Origin of the sequence: Erythrobacter sp. 3-20A1M (assembly GCF_018636735.1) — a bacterium.
GTDB lineage: Bacteria > Pseudomonadota > Alphaproteobacteria > Sphingomonadales > Sphingomonadaceae > Alteriqipengyuania.
In genome coordinates this window covers 305,120-320,757 of record NZ_CP045200.1, presented here as the reverse complement: position 1 = coordinate 320,757, position 15,638 = coordinate 305,120, and the positions used below count along the sequence as shown (strand labels likewise).

20 protein-coding genes are annotated in these 15,638 nt (G+C 64.3%); all 20 read left to right on the top strand.

All coding sequences use genetic code 11. The features are described from left to right. Positions 1-15: 15 nt before the first annotated feature. The 20 genes from apaG (at position 16) to rpmC (ending at position 15,635) form a co-directional block, all read left to right on the top strand. Complete coding sequence (apaG, locus tag F7D01_RS01555) at positions 16-438, top strand: Co2+/Mg2+ efflux protein ApaG (RefSeq protein ID WP_215228529.1); 423 nt, start codon at positions 16-18, stop codon at positions 436-438. A gap of 41 nt (positions 439-479) precedes the next feature. After that, positions 480-1,283, top strand: a complete 804-nt coding sequence (locus F7D01_RS01550) for a LysR substrate-binding domain-containing protein (RefSeq protein WP_215228528.1) — start codon at positions 480-482, stop codon at positions 1,281-1,283. Positions 1,284-1,457: 174 nt separating this feature from the next. Beyond that, positions 1,458-2,906, top strand: coding sequence for a pilus assembly protein TadG-related protein (locus F7D01_RS01545; RefSeq protein ID WP_215228527.1), 1,449 nt, complete (start codon positions 1,458-1,460; stop codon positions 2,904-2,906). After that, on the top strand, positions 2,903-3,751 hold the full coding sequence (locus tag F7D01_RS01540; protein WP_215228526.1) for a TadE/TadG family type IV pilus assembly protein: 849 nt from the start codon (positions 2,903-2,905) through the stop codon (positions 3,749-3,751). Before F7D01_RS01545 ends, F7D01_RS01540 begins: the two co-directional genes overlap by 4 nt. Then, a complete protein-coding gene (locus F7D01_RS01535) occupies positions 3,748-4,380 on the top strand; it encodes a TadE/TadG family type IV pilus assembly protein (RefSeq protein WP_215228525.1) in 633 nt (210 codons plus the stop codon). Before F7D01_RS01540 ends, F7D01_RS01535 begins: the two co-directional genes overlap by 4 nt. A 149-nt stretch (positions 4,381-4,529) precedes the next feature. Beyond that, the gene (locus F7D01_RS01530) at positions 4,530-5,153 is read left to right on the top strand and encodes an SOS response-associated peptidase (protein WP_215228524.1); all 624 of its coding nucleotides are present in this window, start codon (positions 4,530-4,532) and stop codon (positions 5,151-5,153) included. Between the two features lie 381 nt (positions 5,154-5,534). Then, positions 5,535-5,906: a 30S ribosomal protein S12 gene (gene rpsL / locus F7D01_RS01525; RefSeq protein ID WP_126175288.1), complete on the top strand. Its 372-nt coding sequence runs from the start codon at positions 5,535-5,537 to the stop codon at positions 5,904-5,906. A gap of 138 nt (positions 5,907-6,044) precedes the next feature. After that, entirely contained in the window at positions 6,045-6,515 is a 471-nt protein-coding gene (gene rpsG, locus F7D01_RS01520; RefSeq protein ID WP_215228523.1) for a 30S ribosomal protein S7, read from the top strand. A 132-nt stretch (positions 6,516-6,647) separates the two neighbouring features. Further along, a complete protein-coding gene (fusA, locus tag F7D01_RS01515; protein WP_215228522.1) occupies positions 6,648-8,780 on the top strand; it encodes an elongation factor G in 2,133 nt (710 codons plus the stop codon). 120 nt (positions 8,781-8,900) lie between these two features. Further along, positions 8,901-10,091: an elongation factor Tu gene (gene tuf, locus F7D01_RS01510; RefSeq protein WP_215228521.1), complete on the top strand. Its 1,191-nt coding sequence runs from the start codon at positions 8,901-8,903 to the stop codon at positions 10,089-10,091. A gap of 306 nt (positions 10,092-10,397) precedes the next feature. After that, positions 10,398-10,709 carry a 30S ribosomal protein S10 gene (rpsJ, locus tag F7D01_RS01505; RefSeq protein WP_061924928.1) on the top strand — a complete coding sequence of 104 codons (312 nt, stop codon included), beginning with the start codon at positions 10,398-10,400 and terminating at the stop codon, positions 10,707-10,709. A gap of 247 nt (positions 10,710-10,956) precedes the next feature. After that, positions 10,957-11,841 carry a 50S ribosomal protein L3 gene (gene rplC / locus F7D01_RS01500; protein WP_215228520.1) on the top strand — a complete coding sequence of 295 codons (885 nt, stop codon included), beginning with the start codon at positions 10,957-10,959 and terminating at the stop codon, positions 11,839-11,841. Positions 11,842-11,844: 3 nt separating this feature from the next. Next, positions 11,845-12,468, top strand: coding sequence for a 50S ribosomal protein L4 (gene rplD / locus F7D01_RS01495; protein WP_215228519.1), 624 nt, complete (start codon positions 11,845-11,847; stop codon positions 12,466-12,468). Beyond that, positions 12,461-12,769 (top strand): 50S ribosomal protein L23, encoded by a 309-nt coding sequence (locus tag F7D01_RS01490; protein WP_215228518.1) that lies wholly within the window; start codon positions 12,461-12,463, stop codon positions 12,767-12,769. The genes rplD and F7D01_RS01490 overlap by 8 nt, the downstream gene beginning before the upstream one ends. 14 nt (positions 12,770-12,783) lie before the next feature. Continuing rightward, positions 12,784-13,620: a 50S ribosomal protein L2 gene (gene rplB, locus F7D01_RS01485; RefSeq protein ID WP_215228517.1), complete on the top strand. Its 837-nt coding sequence runs from the start codon at positions 12,784-12,786 to the stop codon at positions 13,618-13,620. Positions 13,621-13,626: 6 nt separating this feature from the next. Next, entirely contained in the window at positions 13,627-13,902 is a 276-nt protein-coding gene (gene rpsS / locus F7D01_RS01480; protein ID WP_215228516.1) for a 30S ribosomal protein S19, read from the top strand. Beyond that, on the top strand, positions 13,902-14,279 hold the full coding sequence (gene rplV / locus F7D01_RS01475; RefSeq protein WP_215228515.1) for a 50S ribosomal protein L22: 378 nt from the start codon (positions 13,902-13,904) through the stop codon (positions 14,277-14,279). The genes rpsS and rplV overlap by 1 nt, the downstream gene beginning before the upstream one ends. Position 14,280: 1 nt before the next feature. Then, a complete protein-coding gene (gene rpsC / locus F7D01_RS01470) occupies positions 14,281-14,976 on the top strand; it encodes a 30S ribosomal protein S3 (protein WP_215228514.1) in 696 nt (231 codons plus the stop codon). A 15-nt stretch (positions 14,977-14,991) separates the two neighbouring features. Beyond that, positions 14,992-15,426 carry a 50S ribosomal protein L16 gene (rplP, locus tag F7D01_RS01465; protein WP_215228513.1) on the top strand — a complete coding sequence of 145 codons (435 nt, stop codon included), beginning with the start codon at positions 14,992-14,994 and terminating at the stop codon, positions 15,424-15,426. After that, on the top strand, positions 15,426-15,635 hold the full coding sequence (gene rpmC / locus F7D01_RS01460; protein WP_215229607.1) for a 50S ribosomal protein L29: 210 nt from the start codon (positions 15,426-15,428) through the stop codon (positions 15,633-15,635). Before rplP ends, rpmC begins: the two co-directional genes overlap by 1 nt. Positions 15,636-15,638 lie beyond the last annotated feature (3 nt).

Sequence of the window (15,638 nt, the reverse complement as noted above, 5' to 3'; positions counted from 1 at the left end):
TTACGCTCGCCCGATATGAAGGAAATGTTCCAGCACGCCGCCACGACCGACGGGATCACGGTTCGGGTCGTTGCCAACTATCTGCCCGAACAGAGCTGCCCGGACGATGGCAAGTGGTTCTGGGTCTATCACATCCGGATCGAAAACGGCTCGCACGAGCGGGTCCAGCTCGTCAGTCGACACTGGCGCATCGCCGATGCCGATGGCCGGGTAAGCCATGTCGACGGCGAAGGGGTCGTCGGCGAACAACCGGTGCTCAATCCCGGGCGCAGCCACGATTACGTCTCGGGCTGTCCGCTCGAAACGCCGTTCGGCACGATGGAAGGTTTCTATACCTTCCACCGCGAGGACGGCCATCCGTTCGAGGTGCGTATCCCGTTCTTCCCCTTGGCCGCACCGGCCAATGCGGAAAGCCGCGCCCCCGAAGCGCGCGGCTGAATATTGCGGTTCGCGCCCGCGCGGCCTAAGTCGCGGGTCCGATGAAGCGCACTCACCTCCCTCTCAACGCCCTGCGTGTGTATGACGCGGCGGCGCGGCACCTCTCCTTCACCCGCGCAGCGGACGAGCTGGCGGTCACCCCCGCGGCCGTAGGGCAGCAGATCCGAGCGCTGGAAGACCACCTCGGCACTGTCCTGTTTCGCCGCACCAGCAAGGGCCTCGAACTGACCGAGGAAGGGCGCGCGGGGCTGGAGCCGCTGCGCGAAGGCTTCCTGAAGTTCGAGGAAAGCGTGCAGAACATGCAGGCGGGTCAGGCGAGCGATCGCTACACCATTGCCGCGCCGCGCGAATTCTACGCCCAGTGGCTGGCGCCGAGGCTCGCCGCCTTCCGGGCCGAAAGCCCCGGGACCCGCTTTCAACTGGTCGAGAACGAGAACGCCGATTTCACCGAAGCCAATCTCGATGTCGCCATCCGCCTGATCGACGGGCCGGGCGATCTGGAAGGGGTGGAGCTGGCACCCGCGCGCCGGGTGGTGGTGGTCGCCGCGCAGCATGGGCAGGAGCCGCCCGACGAATGGATCGCGTGGCCCGGCGCTCCGCTGCCGGAAGGCGCGGAGGCGACGGTGCAGGTCGGCAATGCCGGCCAAGCGCTGTCGAGCGCGGTGGCCGGGCTGGGCCGCGCCGTGCTGCCCTATCTGCTGGTCGAGGAAGCGCTGGAACAGGGCAAGCTGGTCGCGATCGAGGGGCCGGACGAGGGCCGCCGCGCCTATTGGATGGTCGCGCCGCTGCCCCAGTGGCGGCAGAAGAAGGTGCGCGCGCTGGTGACCTTCCTCGCCGATTCCTGAATATGGGGGCCGACGCGGCCCTCTCTGGTCCGTGCATGTAAAGCGCGCATGGAGCAGACGTTCTTAGCGATGCGGTAAGCATTCCTGCGGCATATGCGCGAGCCTATGACTGGGCTCCGTGTAATTCTTGCGCATTGGATCGGGCTGCTCGCGCGCGACGTGCGGGGAAACGCGTTGGCGATTTTCGCCGGGGCGCTGCTGCCGCTGACCGCGATGATCGGCGGCGGGGTCGATATGGGCATCGGCTACATGGCGCAGGCCAAGCTGCAGAACGCGTGCGACGCGGGCGTGCTGGCCGCGCGCCAGTCCATGCGCGGCAATCTGTTCACCGCGGCGAACGAGGCCGAAGGGCAGAAGTTCTTCGCCTTCAACTTTCCCGACGGCATTTACGGCATCGGCGATGCGAACCTCGATATCGAACAGAGTGATACCGACAAGGCGCAGCTGTTCGGCTACGCTACCGCCAATGTCCCGACCGCGATCATGGCGGTTTTCGGATACGACCAGATCCCGATATCGGCCGCCTGCGACGCGCGCCGCGACCTCGGCTACAACGACGTGATGCTCGTGCTCGATGTGACCGGGTCGATGAATTCGGCCCCCTCGGGTGGTGGCGCGAAGAAGATCGTGCGCCTGCGTTCGGGCGCGAAGGGCCTCTACCAGTCGCTCGCCGCCGCCGATTCGCCGGATACCACCCGCTTCGGCATGGTGTCTTATTCGGTTACCGCCAATGTCGGACGGCTGTTGTCGAACAACGATTTCGTGAAGAACCAGCATCACTGGACGACACGCCAGGTATGCGGGTTCTCGCTGTTCGGCACATGCATTTTCTACACCACGGAAGTGGGCAATTTTCTCGTCAACATCCGCGATACCAAATGGCGGAAGAACAATGACGAGCAACAGAGTCTGACCGCCTTCCGCACCAGCGGGGATGGCTGCGTCGAGGAGCGACCGAGCGAGGGCTACACCCAGGACAACTACCAGATCCGCGACACCGTCACGCAAAACGATATCGACCGCCGGGCGAGCGGCCCCGACGACACCAGCTGGCAATTCGGTCGCTATGATCCGGATTCGATGGTCGACCCCGGCGGACACAGTTGCCCGTCCGAGGCCTTGCCCCTGACCAACTATCCGAACCAAGGCAGCTTCGTTAGCGATATCAACAAGGTGACGCAGAACGTGGGCGGCAACACCTACCACGATGCGGGGATGCTGTGGGGACTGCGCCTGATCTCCTCCACCGGGTTCTTCGCCGCCGACAATCCGACCACGCGCAACGGGGTCGTCGTGAACAAGCATATCGTGTTCATGACCGATGGCGTGCAGCAGGTGAACGCCAACGGCTACACCGAGGATAGCCGGGATTCTCAGATGAACCGCGTGCAGGGAAGCGGCGGTCTGGACGCGATCCACAAGGCGCGCTTCCTCGCCACCTGCAATCTCGCGAAATCGATGGGTATCACCGTCTGGGTCATCGTGCTCGATACGAAGCCCAATGAAGAGGTGGAGAAATGCGCGACCAGCGGCGCGACCTATTTCTACAGCGACGGTAACGATCTGGAGCAGGTGTTCTCCGACATCGGTGCCGGCATCGGCAGGCTGAGGCTGACCAGATGATCCGCCGCATGTTCCCCTCCCGCATCGCGCGCGACGAACGCGGCGCGACCATCGTCGAGTTCGCGCTGATCCTGATCCCCCTGCTGACGGTGATCATCGCCGGGCTCGACTTCGGCTATCAGAGCTATGTCCGCGCGGTGATGCAGGGCGCGGTGAACGACGCCGCGCGCCGTGCTTCCGTGCAGAATCCCGAGCTGTCCTATTCCGGCGAGACCGTGGAGGAGCAGGTCGAGCAGATGATCCGCGACCAGATCGGGACCATCGCGATCGGGGCGGAGATCGATGTGAAGCAGACCAGCTTCTACCGCTTCTCCAGCATCGGCAATGCCGAACCTTTGCTGACCGACGTCAACAAGAATGGCAGCTTCGACGCCGACGACGGCGATTGCTGGCGCGACGAGAACGAAAACGGGGTGTACGATACCCACCAGACCGCCGGTACCACCGGTCGCGGCTCTCCCGACGACGTCATCTTCTACCAGGTCGACGCGCTCGTGCCGCGCCTGTTCAACAGTGGCTGGCTGTGGGGCGGCTCCGACGAGTTCGAGCTGGCCCTGGAGGCGGCAGTGCGCAACCAGCCTTTCGGCGAGCGCGTCACGCCGCCCGTCCTGTGTGGCAAACCGGTAGCGAGCGGCCCGGGCGGTTCTGGCGGCAATTGCAACGGTAACGGCCTCGCAGTGGGGCTCAACAACGGAACCGGCAACGGGCTGGGCCTGGGTGTCTGCGTCGGCGGTATCGGCGTGAACGCCAATGCGGGCGGCGGTAACGGCAACGGTAACGGTAACGGTAACGGTAACGGTAACGGTAACGGTAACGGTAACGGTAACGGTAACGGTCGCCCGTGATCGCGCCCGCCGCCTTCCTCTCCCGCCTGCGCCGCGCGACCGGCGGCGTCGCCTATATCGAATTCGCGCTCGGCCTGCCGGTGTTCCTGACGCTGATCCTGGGCGGGATCGAGACCACAAATTACACCATCGCCCAGCTGCGCACGAGCCAGATCGCGATGTCGGTCGCCGACAATGCGGGCCGCAATCCCGAGAGCGTGGACGAGGCCGACATCTACGAGGTCTTCGCCGGCGTACCGGCCATCGGCGGCTCGTATAATTTCGAGGACAACGGCCGCGTCGTCGTCTCCTCCCTTCAGGACAACGGCAAAACCGGATCGAAGAAGGGGCAGATGATCGAATGGCAGCGTTGCTACGGCGGTCTCGACGTCGATCCCGCCTATGGCGAGCAGGGCGACGGGGCGAACGACGACAGCCTGAAGGACGGGCTCGGCGCGCCCGGCCACCAGATCGCGGCGGGGCAGGGCACCGCGGTAATCTTCGTCGAGGCGACCTACGAGTACCAGCCGCTGTTCTGGGACCGCGTGATCTCCGACCCGATCATCCGCTACGAAAGCGCCTTCAACGTGCGCGACCGGACCGAGAACGCGATCACCAACACGCAGAAGCTGACCCCGCTGACCTGCTGAGCGGGGAAGGGTGGGTAAGGAGGGCGGCGTGCATCCTCCCCTCGCATTTCGCCGCGTGTGTTTTCGCCCGGAGCCGATCTATAAGGCTGGGCACTGTCACCTATGGCCGAAGCCTGTCGTCCCAAGCCAAACGCCGTTAAACAGTCCCCATGTGTAATCTCTATCGCCTGACCAAAACCACCGCCGAGGTCGCCAAATGGTTCTCGGCGATCGAGCAGCCCGCCGGCGCGAACTTTGCAGGCGAGGTCTTTCCCGGCACGCCCGGCATGGTCGTGGCCGAAGGGGCGCTGGTCTCGATGAATTGGGGCTTTCCGCTCCAGCGCACCGGGTCGAAGGGGCAGGCGTTGAAGCCCAAGCCGGTCAACAATACGCGCGCCGACAAGCTCGACGGGTTCTTCTGGCGCTACAGCTTTGCCGAGCGGCGCTGCCTCATCCCGCTTACCGCTTGGGCAGAGGCGGAGGGGCCGCGCGGGGGCAAAACGCGCAGCTGGCTCTCGCTGCCCGACGCGCCGCTGTTTGCCTGCGCGGGGATCTGGCGCGACAGCGACGAGTGGGGGCGATGCTACTCCATGGTGATGACCGATGCCTGCGGCGTGGCGGCCGATTGCCACGACCGGATGCCGGTGATCCTGTCAGCCAGCGACTACGCCATCTGGACCGCGGGCGAGCCCGAGGCGGCGCGCGCGCTGTGCCGCCCGTGGGAAGGGCCGCTGACGCTCGAGCGGACGGATGAGCCATGGGCGGGCGGGGCGGCGCAGCCTTCGCTGTTGTAGCGGCGGTCGTTTCCGGTCGGGCGGTCGACCGCTCCCTTGACCCGAATCCCACAAGTGCGTATGTGCGCGCCTATCCGAGGCAGCGCTTGCGCCGCCCCGGGTAGATAGAGCTGAACATTGCCGGTGGTGTCCCGGGGCCTGGTGCCGATGCGCGTCGGGCTCTTTTCTATTGGGGCGAACCTCACGCTTGACAGGGTGGGGCTCGCGCGGGGCAGCCGTCAAAGTAACCCGGTGGCCGTGCGGCCCGAGGGTGGAGCGTTTCAGGCTCGTGCGAGAACACCGTGTGCGGCGCGATGCGCCCGCGTGGCGCTCGCCCGAACCGATACATTCCGTCCCGATCCGCTAGTTGCCGCCTCCATACGGTGAAGAGAAAGAACTCATATGCCGACGATCAACCAGCTGGTCCGCAAGGGCCGCGAACCGCAGAAGGCCAAGAGCAAGGTCCCTGCGATGGAAGCCAACCCGCAGAAGCGCGGCGTTTGCACCCGTGTCTATACCACGACCCCGAAGAAGCCGAACTCGGCGCTGCGCAAGGTTGCCAAGGTCCGCCTGACCAACCAGCGCGAGGTCATCACCTACATCCCCGGCGAAGGGCACAACCTGCAGGAGCACTCCGTGGTGCTGATCCGCGGCGGGCGTGTGCGCGACCTTCCCGGCGTGCGCTATCATGTGCTGCGCGGCGTGCTCGACACGCAGGGTGTGAAGGACCGCAAGCAGAGCCGTTCGAAGTACGGCGCCAAGCGCCCGAAGTAAGGTTTAGGCGCGGCGGCGGCTCGCTCCCTCACCCGGTCACCCCTACGTGGGTAGGATTTGGGTGGCCGGGTGGGGGAGCGGGCCGGTGCCGCAGGACGCTCACGGATGTGAGCGACCACTCCGAAGGAGTTAGAAAATATGTCACGTCGTCGTCGCCCGGAAAAGCGCGAAATCCTGCCCGATCCCAAGTTCGGTGATCTGGTGCTGTCCAAGTTCATGAACAACCTGATGCTCGATGGTAAGAAGGCCGTGGCCGAGAAGATCGTCTATGGCGCGCTCGACACCGTCGAGGCGAAGGCCAAGGCGAACCCGGTCGAGGTGTTCCACGCCGCGCTCGACAACATCAAGCCGCAGGTGGAGGTCCGCAGCCGTCGCGTTGGCGGTGCGACCTACCAGGTGCCGGTCGAGGTCCGTCCCGAGCGTGCCCAGGCGCTGGCCATCCGCTGGATGATCACCGCGGCGCGCGGTCGCCCGGAAACCACCATGGCGGCGCGCCTCTCGGGCGAGCTGCTCGATGCGTCGAACAACCGCGGCAACGCGGTGAAGAAGCGCGAGGACACGCACCGCATGGCGGACGCGAACCGCGCCTTCTCGCACTACCGCTGGTAAGAGATCGGTCAAAGCGGGGCCGCTCGGCGACGGCCGGCGGTCCCCGCGTCTTCAATCGGTCACACTGATACCCATATGGGGGAGGCTTACCGGCAGCCCCTGCTTTACATTCGAACCCGACGAGGAATTATCATGGCCCGCGACTATCCGCTGGAGCGCTATCGCAATATCGGCATCATGGCGCACATCGATGCCGGCAAGACCACCACGACCGAGCGTATCCTCTATTACACCGGCAAGTCCTACAAGATCGGCGAAGTCCACGACGGCGCCGCGACCATGGACTGGATGGAGCAGGAGCAGGAACGCGGGATCACGATCACCTCGGCCGCGACCACCACGTTCTGGACGCCCGAAGACCCGGCGATGGATGCCCGTTCGGATCCCGAAGCGCTGCGTGCGGACATGCCCAAGTACCGCATCAACATCATCGACACGCCCGGCCACGTGGACTTCACCATCGAAGTCGAGCGTTCGCTGCGCGTGCTCGACGGCGCGGTTGCCGTGTTCGACGGCGTGGCCGGGGTCGAGCCCCAGTCCGAAACCGTCTGGCGGCAGGCTGACAAGTACGGCGTTCCGCGCATGTGCTTCATCAACAAGCTCGACCGCACTGGCGCCGATTTCTATTATTGCGTCCAGTCGATCGTCGACCGTCTCGGCGCAACCCCGCTGGTCATCACGCTGCCGATCGGTGCGGAAAGCGACCTGAAGGGCGTCGTCGACCTCGTCGCCAATCGCGGTATCGTGTGGCAGGCCGAAGACCTCGGCGCGAAGTACGAATTCGTCGACATTCCCGAGGACATGGCCGACAAGGTCGCCGAGTACCGCGAGAAGCTGATCGAAACCGTCGTCGAACAGGACGACGAGGTCATGGAAGCCTATCTCGAAGGTAACGAGCCTGACATCGCCACGCTTAAGAAACTGATCCGCAAGGGCACGATGGCGCGCGATTTCGTGCCGGTGACCTGTGGTTCGGCGTTCAAGAACAAGGGCGTTCAGCCCCTGCTCGACGCCGTGGTCGATTACATGCCGAGCCCGCTCGACGTTCCGGCGATCAAGGGTGTCCTGCCCGACAGCGAAGAGGAAGAGACCCGTCCGTCGTCCGACGACGCGCCTTTCGCCGCGCTGGCCTTCAAGATCATGAACGATCCGTTCGTCGGCTCGCTCACCTTCACCCGCATCTATTCGGGCAAGCTGGCCAAGGGCCAGGTCCTGAACTCGGTGAAGGACAAGAAGGAAAAGATCGGCCGCATGCTGCTGATGCACTCGAACAATCGCGAGGACATCGAGGAAGCGTTCGCCGGCGACATCGTCGCTCTGGCGGGCATGAAGGATACGACCACCGGCGACACGCTGTGCGATCCGGCCAAGCCGATCATCCTCGAACGCATGGAGTTCCCGGACCCCGTGATCGAGCTGTCGGTGGAGCCCAAGACCAAGGCCGACCAGGAAAAGATGGGCGTCGCGCTCAACCGCCTGGCCGCCGAGGATCCGAGCTTCCGCGTCACGACCGACCACGAATCGGGCCAGACGATCATCAAGGGGATGGGCGAGCTTCACCTCGACATCCTGGTCGATCGCATGAAGCGCGAGTTCAAGGTCGAGGCGAATGTCGGTGCGCCGCAGGTGGCGTATCGCGAATCGCTCGCCCGCGAAGTCGAGCTGACCTACACCCACAAGAAGCAGTCGGGTGGTTCCGGCCAGTTCGGTGAGGCGAAGGTACGCCTGATCCCCGGCGAACGCGGGCAGGGCATCGTCTTCGACGACCAGATCAAGGGCGGCAATATTCCGCGCGAATATATTCCGTCAGTCGAGAAGGGTATGCGCGAGCAGGCCGAGAGCGGCTATCTGGTCGGCTTCCCGATCATCGACTTCACCATCGAGCTGATCGACGGCAAGTACCACGACGTCGACTCGAGCACGGTGGCGTTCGAGATCACGGGTCGCGGCGCGATGCGCGAAGGTGCGCAGAAGGCCGGGATCAAGCTGCTCGAGCCGATCATGAAGGTCGAGGTCGTGACGCCCGAGGATTACCTCGGCGACGTGATCGGCGACCTCAACAGCCGGCGCGGACAGATCCAGGGCACCGACAGCCGGGGCAACGCCCAGGCGGTGGAGGCCAATGTGCCGCTCGCCAACATGTTCGGCTACGTCAACGAACTGCGTTCGTTCACGCAGGGTCGCGCGCAGTACACGATGCAGTTCTCGCACTACGACGAGGTCCCGGCCAACGTCGCGGCGGAAGTCAAGGAGAAGCTTGCCTAAGGCAGGGCAAGCGAGTAGGGGCGGCGCCTTCACGAAGGTCCTTACGGGGGCCTTCGACCTGGGGCGCCGATCCTCTCCCGGTGAAAATTCAAAATCTGACAGACAGAGGTTAAGAGTAAAATGGCGAAGGAAAAATTCGAGCGGAACAAGCCGCACTGCAACATCGGCACGATCGGTCACGTCGACCACGGCAAGACCACGCTGACCGCGGCGATCACCAAGGTGATGGCCGAGACCTACGGCGGTTCGGCTGTCGATTTCGCGAACATCGACAAGGCGCCCGAAGAGCGTGAGCGCGGGATCACCATCTCGACCGCGCACGTCGAGTACGAGACCGAAGCGCGTCACTACGCTCACGTCGACTGCCCGGGTCACGCCGACTACGTGAAGAACATGATCACCGGTGCCGCCCAGATGGACGGCGCGATCCTGGTCGTGAACGCCGCCGACGGCCCGATGCCCCAGACCCGCGAGCACATCCTGCTCGCTCGTCAGGTCGGCGTGCCGCAGCTGGTCGTGTACATGAACAAGGTCGACCAGGTCGACGACGAGGAAATCCTCGAGCTGGTCGAGCTGGAAGTTCGCGAGCTGCTGTCCGAGTACGGCTTCGACGGTGACGATATTCCGATCGTCAAGGGTTCGGCCCTGGCCGCCCTCGAAGGTCGCGACGACAACATCGGCAAGGAATCGATCATCGCGCTGATGAAGGCCGTCGACGAGTACATCCCGCAGCCCGAGCGCCCGGTGGACCAGGCGTTCCTGATGCCGATCGAGGACGTGTTCTCGATCTCCGGCCGCGGCACCGTGGTTACCGGCCGCGTCGAGACCGGCGTCGTGAACGTCGGCGACGAAGTCGAGATCGTCGGCATCAAGGACACCACCAAGACGACCGTCACCGGCGTCGAGATGTTCCGCAAGCTGCTTGATCGCGGCGAAGCGGGCGACAACATCGGTGCCCTGATCCGCGGCGTTGCGCGTGAAGGCGTGGAGCGTGGCCAGGTCCTGGCGAAGCCGGGTTCGGTTACGCCGCACACCGAGTTCAGCGCCGAAGTCTATGTTCTGTCGAAGGACGAAGGCGGCCGTCACACGCCGTTCTTCGCCAACTACCGGCCGCAGTTCTACTTCCGCACCACGGACGTCACCGGCGAGGTCATCCTCCCCGAGGGCACCGAGATGGTTATGCCGGGCGACAACGTGACCATTTCGGTCAAGCTGATCGCGCCGATCGCCATGGATGAAGGTCTGCGCTTCGCGATCCGCGAAGGCGGGCGTACCGTCGGCTCGGGCGTGGTGTCGAAGATCACCACCTGATCTTCGCCGTAGCGAATTGAGAAGGCCCGGTTCCCGATGGGGAGCCGGGCCTTCGCTATTTATAGGAGGTGCCGTCCGTCGCACGCGGCGGTCGAAACCTCCCGGTAACGCCCGATTTGTTGGAAAACGGGGGTTGCCAGAGCGCGAGCAGATTCGTATATGCGCGCCTCGACCCGGGGATTCGTCTCCGTCGAAACGAATTTCAGGAGGGCCGCCCTCTCCGGAGTTTTCCGGAAAGCGGGTGGGCCTTTCTTTTTTTGATGGCCTGGCAACGGGTCGTTTGGCTCTTTCGCATCGGTGTAGGTAATGGAAGCTCAGAATATCCGCATTCGCCTCAAGGCGTTCGATCATCGCGTTCTCGACCAGGCGACTGGCGAAATCGCAGAGACCGCTCGTCGTACCGGTGCGCTTATTCGTGGCCCCATTCCCATGCCGACGCGTATCGAGAAGTTCACCGTGAACCGCGGCCCGCACATCGACAAGAAGTCGCGCGAGCAGTTCGAGGTGCGCACCTACAAGCGGCTGCTCGACATCGTGCAGCCCAACGCCCAGACGGTCGACGCGCTGATGAAGCTGGACCTCGCCGCGGGCGTCAATGTCGAGATCAAACTGGCTTGATCGCGACCGTCCCCGGTGGGACGCTAAACTGACCGAAGGTTTCGGGGTTCTCTACGGCCCCGCCGATCCCAGCCAGGATCGGCAAGACATAGGGATACCGCCGGACCTGGTCCGGGCCGCGTCCCCCGTCTCGCTCTCTCCCGAATGGGGGAGGGCACTTTGGCCCGGACGGGGCGACGCATCACAGAATGGGCCAAGCATGCACCCGGGGATGGGCCTCTGGTGCCTCTGTTGAGGAGTTTCGACGATGCGCACAGGCGTTATCGCAAAGAAAGTCGGGATGACCCGCCTCTTCCAGGAGGACGGACGGCACGTGCCCGTTACCGTTCTCGCGCTGGAGGATTGCCAGGTCGTCTCGCACCGCACCGCGGATCGCGACGGCTATTTCGCCCTCGCAGTGGGTTCGGGCACTGCCAAGCAGAAGAACGTCAACAAGCCGCAGCGCGAAGCTTTCGGCAAGGCCGAAGTTGGGTTGAAGATGAAGGTCGCGGAATTCCGCGTCGAGAACGACGAGGGCCTGCTCCCCGTCGGTGCCTTCATCAGTGCGGACCACTTCATCGCCGGCCAGAAGGTCGACGTGACGGGCTACACGCAGGGCAAGGGCTTCGCCGGCGCCATGAAGCGCTGGAACTTTGGCGGCCTGCGCGCGACGCACGGCGTTTCGCTGAGCCACCGTTCGCATGGTTCGACCGGTAACCGTCAGGATCCGGGTCGCGTCTTCAAGAACAAGAAGATGGCCGGCCACATGGGCGACCGTCAGCGTACGCAGCAGAACCTCGAAATCGTGCGCACCGACGCCGATCGCGGCCTGCTGTTCGTGAAAGGCTCCGTCCCCGGCGCGAAGAACAGCTGGATGCTGGTCCGCGATGCGGTGAAGGTGGCGATGCCCGACGATCTGCCGTTCCCCGGTGTGATGCGTCGCAACCAGTCCGAATTCTCGCACGAAGAGACCGATGCCGGTCTGGTCGAGAGCGGAGCCGAGCACGAAGTGCACCAGGAGGTTTCCGCCGAGCAGCAGGAAGCGCTCCTGAAGGAACAGGACGCGGGGGCCGATGCCGATACCGGTGCCGCCGATGACAACAACACCACGCCCTCTGCCGACAAGGCCGAAGGCGAGAACAAGGAGGGCTGAGCCGTGAAGGTGAAGGTCCAGAAAATCGACGGTAAGGCGTCGGGCGACATCGAGCTGAACGACGATGTGTTCGGCGTCGAGCCGCGCGCCGACATCCTGCACCGCGTCGTCACCTGGCAGCTGTGGAACCGCCGTGCCACCGCACGTCCGACGCGCGAGCGTTCGGATGTGGCGCGCACCGGCAAAAAGTTCGGCGCGCAGAAGGGTTCGGGCGGTGCTCGTCACGGCGATCGCGGCGCTCCGATCTTCATCGGCGGCGGCAAGGCGCATGGCGCGCGCAAGCGCGACTTCAACATGTCGCTCAACAAGAAGATCCGTGCCCTCGGCCTGAAGATGGCGCTCTCGAGCAAGGCGAAGGACGGCCTCGTCGTTCTCGACAGCCTCGAGATGAAGGAAGCCAAGACGAAGGAGCTCAAGGGCCACTTCGACAAGGCGGGCTGGAACGGCAAGGTCCTGGTCATCGGCGGCGAGAACGTCGACGAGGGCTTCCGCAAGGCGGCGAGCAACCTGGTGGGCGTCAACGTCCTCCCGGCGGCCGGTGCCAATGTCTACGACATCCTGAAGCACGACACGCTGGTCCTGACCAAGGACGCGGTCGAAAAGCTGGAGGCGCGTTTCAATGGCTAAGCAGCAGAATGTGGACGCGCGCCACTACGACGTGATCCTGGCGCCGCACATCACCGAGAAGTCGACGCTCGCGAGCGAGAACAACGCGGTGGTGTTCAAGGTGGCGAACGACGCCACCAAGCCGCAGATCAAGGAAGCGGTCGAAGCGATCTACGACAAGAAGGTCGTGGGCGTGAACACGATCGTGACCAAGGGCAAGACCAAGCGCTGGCGGGGCAAGCCCTACAAGCGCACCGACTTCAAGAAGGCGATCGTTACGCTCGCCGAGGGTGACTCGATCGACGTCACCAGCGGTATCTGAGGGGCTAGAGGAAAATGGCACTCAAGAACTACAATCCGACCAGCCCCGCACGCCGCGGGCTGATCCTCGTCGACAAGACCGGGCTCTACAAGGGCAAGCCGGTCAAGTCGCTGACCGAGGGCAAGCGCAAGACCGGCGGGCGCAACAACAAGGGTCACGTGACCTCGCGCGGCATCGGTGGCGGCCACAAGCAGAAGTACCGCTTCATCGATTTCAAGCGGCGCAAGTGGGACGTGGAAGGCACCGTGGAGCGGATCGAGTACGATCCCAACCGCACCGCTTTCATCGCGCTGATCACCTATAGCGACGGCGAGCAGGCCTACATCATCGCGCCGCAGCGCCTGGCCGTTGGCGACACCGTCGTCGCCGGCGAGCGTGTGGACACCAAGCCGGGCAACGCGATGCCGCTGGGTAACATGCCGGTCGGCACCATCATCCACAATGTGGAGATGAAGCCGGGCAAGGGCGGGCAGATCGCCCGTTCCGCCGGTGCCTACGTCCAGCTGGTCGGTCGCGACCGCGGCATGGTCATGGTCCGCATGAACAGCGGTGAGCAGCGTTACCTGCGCGCCGATTGCATGGGCACGGTCGGTGCGGTGTCGAACCCGGACAACCAGAACCAGAACTTCGCCAAGGCCGGCCGCACCCGCTGGAAGGGCAAGCGCCCGCTGACCCGCGGTGTCGCCAAGAACCCGGTCGATCACCCGCACGGCGGTGGTGAAGGCCGGACTTCCGGTGGCCGTCATCCGGTTACCCCGTGGGGCAAGCCGACCAAGGGTGCGCGCACCCGCAACAACAAGCAGACGGACAAGATGATCATCCGTTCGCGCCACGCCAAGAAGAAGAGGTAATCGGACATGGCACGTTCCGTCTGGAAAGGTCCGTTCGTCGAACTCAGCCTTCTGAAGAAGGCGCAGGACGCACAGGAAGCGAGCAGCAGCAAGCCGATCAAGACCTGGTCGCGCCGCAGCACGATCCTGCCCGACTTCGTCGGCCTGACGTTCAACGTTTACAACGGTCAGAAATTCATCCCGGTCTCCGTTTCGGAAGACATGGTCGGCCACAAGCTCGGCGAGTTCTCGCCCACGCGCAGCTTCCCCGGCCATGCCTCCGACAAAAAGGGCAAGCGCTAATGGGCAAGGCAAAATCCCCCCGTCGCGTAGCCGACAACGAGGCGCTGGCCGTAGGCACCACCATCCGTGGTTCCGCGCAGAAGCTGAACCTCGTCGCCGAGCTGATCCGCGGCAAAAAGGCCGAGGAAGCGTTGAACATCCTCGCTTTCTCGAAGAAGGCGATGGCTCGCGATGCCAGCAAGGTGCTGGCTTCCGCGATCGCCAATGCCGAGAACAACCATGATCTCGATGTCGACGCGTTGGTCGTCGCCGAGGCTTCGGTGGGCAAGTCGATTACGATGAAGCGGTTCCACACCCGCGGTCGCGGCAAGTCGACGCGCATCCTGAAGCCGTTCAGCCGGCTGCGCATCATCGTTCGCGAGCAGGAAGAGGCGTAAGATGGGTCAGAAGAGCAATCCGATCGGTCTGCGCCTGCAGATCAACCGCACCTGGGACAGCCGCTGGTACGCCGAAGGGCGCGACTATGCCAAGCTGCTCAAGGAAGACATCGAGATCCGCAAGTACATCGTGAACTCGCTGCCGCAGGCCGCGATTTCGAAGGTGGTGATCGAGCGTCCGGCCAAGCTGTGCCGTATCTCGATCTACGCGGCACGCCCCGGCGTCATCATCGGCAAGAAGGGCGCCGATATCGAGAAGCTGCGCACGAAGCTCGCCACCATGACGGAAAGCGAGATCAAGCTGAACATCGTCGAGATCCGCAAGCCGGAAGTCGATGCGAAGCTCGTCGCGCAGGGTATCGCCGATCAGCTGATCCGCCGTGTGGCGTTCCGCCGGGCGATGAAGCGCGCGATGCAGTCCGCCATGCGCCTTGGTGCCGAAGGCATCAAGATCGTGTGCGGCGGCCGCTTGGGCGGTGCCGAGATCGCGCGTGTGGAGCAGTATCGCGAAGGTCGCGTTCCGCTGCACACGCTGCGTGCGAACATCGATTACGCCGAGGCCGAGGCACTAACCTCGTACGGCATCATCGGGATCAAGGTCTGGGTCTTCAAGGGCGAGATCCTGGGTCACGATCCGACCGCGCAGGACCGTCTGATGATGGAATCGCAGACGTCCGGCGTGCGCCCGGCGCGTTGAGTGTAGGATAGAGCAATGCTGCAACCGAAACGAACCAAGTACCGCAAGGCGTTCAAGGGCCGGATCAAGGGCGAGGCCAAGGGTGGCACCGACCTGAACTTCGGGTCCTACGGCCTGAAGGCGCTGGAGCCGGAGCGTATCACCGCCCGCCAGATCGAGGCCGCGCGCCGTGCGATCACGCGCCACATCAAGCGCCAGGGTCGCCTCTGGATCCGCATCTTCCCGGACGTGCCGGTGTCGAAGAAGCCTGCCGAAGTCCGTCAGGGTAAGGGCAAGGGTTCCGTCGAATACTGGGCCGCCCGCGTGAAGCCGGGTCGCATCCTGTTCGAACTCGATGGCGTCGCCGGCCCGCTGGCCGCCGAAGCGTTCGAGCGTGCGGCGATGAAGCTGCCGATCAAGACCAAGGTCGTTGCCCGCCTGGGCGACACCAGCCACCTGGGAGGCGAATGATGGCCAACGCATTCGAAGACCTGCGGCAGAAGACCGACGACCAGCTCGTCGAGGAACTGACCGAGCTGAAGCGCGAGCAGTACAACCTGCGCTTCCAGGCCGCCACCAACCAGCTGGAGCGTCCGGCGCGGATCAAGGAAGTCCGCCGCACGATCGCCCAGATCAAGACGCTGCAGGGCGAGCGTTCGCGCGCCGCCGAGAAGGCATAAGGA